Origin of the sequence: Kitasatospora sp. MBT63, from assembly GCF_000710465.2 — a bacterium.
Taxonomy (GTDB): Bacteria; Actinomycetota; Actinomycetes; order Streptomycetales; family Streptomycetaceae; genus Kitasatospora.
The window spans coordinates 1-1332 of sequence record NZ_JAIZ01000773.1 but is presented as its reverse complement, the minus strand read 5'-3'; the positions used below and the strand labels follow the sequence as shown (position 1 = coordinate 1332).

General features: G+C 78.0%; 1 protein-coding gene. It reads right to left on the bottom strand.

The window, feature by feature from the left end:
* Nucleotides 1–36: 36 nt before the first annotated feature.
* Nucleotides 37–1332 (bottom strand): aldehyde dehydrogenase (locus AA75_RS40025; RefSeq protein WP_033825402.1); only part of this gene is annotated, 1296 nt, incomplete at its 5' end.

The following is a 1332-nucleotide window of genomic DNA, read 5'->3' as shown; positions in this document are numbered from 1 at the left end:
CGCCCGCCGTGTGGTAGTCGACGGTGGTGACGGTCCTCATCGGGGCGTCCCGGCGGGCAGCAGGGTGATGGTGCGGCCGGCCGTGAAGAAGTCGAGCGCGGCCTGCCCCTGTTCCCGGCTGCCGTAGCTGGCGGCCTTGGCACCGGAGAAGGGCAGGTGGAAGTCGACGCCGCTGGACGGGGCGTTGACCCGGATCATCCCGGCGTCCAGCCGGTCGGCCGCGGCCAGCGCGGTGTCCAGGTCGCGGCTGTGCACCGAGGTGGCGAGGGTGTGCCGGGTGCCGTTGGCCAGCGTGATCGCCTCGTCCAGGGTGGCCGCCCCGGACAGCACGGCCAGCGGGCCGAAGAACTCCTCGGTCAGCAGCGGGTGCCCGGCGGGCACGTCCTCGAGCAGGGTCGGCCCGAAGTACCAGCCGGCCCGCTCCGCCCGCCCGGCGCCGGCCACCACCCGGGCACCCGCCGCGACCGCCGAGTCGAGGGCGCCGGTCAGCCGGTCCAGCGCGGCCTCGTTGATCACCGGTCCGCAGACCGTCGCCGGGTCGGCCGGGTCGGCGGGCGCGGCGGCGGCCAGCGCCTTGGCGAGCGCCTCGCGCAGCGGTCCGAGGGCGTCGCCGACGGCGATCACCCGGCTGGTGGCGGTGCACTTCTGGCCGGCGTAGCCCGCGATGGCGGCGGCCAGGTGCGCGGCGGCCTGCTCGATGTCGGCGTCGGGGAGCACCAGCGCGGCGTTGAGTCCGCCCATCTCGGCCTGGACCGGGACGCCGCGGCCGGAGGCCGCCGCGATCACCGCCCGGCCGACCCCGGTGGAGCCGGTGAAGGAGACCACGTCGACGGCGTCGACCAGGGCCGCGCCCTCCTCGGCCGCCCCCGGCACGACCGTCAGCACGCCCTCGGGCAGGCCGGCCAGCTCGGCCAGCCGCAGCGCGCAGGCGGTCGCCTCCGGGGCGGGCTTGAGCACCACGGTGTTGCCGGTGGCCAGGGCGGGGGCGGCCTTCCAGACCGGGATGGCCAGCGGGAAGTTCCACGGGGTGATCAGCCCGGCCACCCCGTACGGGCGGCGCCGGGTCATCAGCAGGCCCTGGCCGGCGGCCGGTTCGTGCAGCTCGCCGGCCGGGGCGTACGGCGCCTGCGCGTAGTACCGCCAGATCGCGGCGGTCCTGGCGACCTCGCCGCGCGCCTCGGCGAGCGGCTTGCCGACCTCCCTGACCACCAGCGCGGCGAGCTCCTCGGCGTGCGCCTCGACGGCTTCGGCGGCGCGGGTGAGCGCGGCCGACCGCGCGGCGGCTCCCGCGGCGAGCCAGCCCGGCTGGGCGGCCCGGGCGCGTTCGACCGC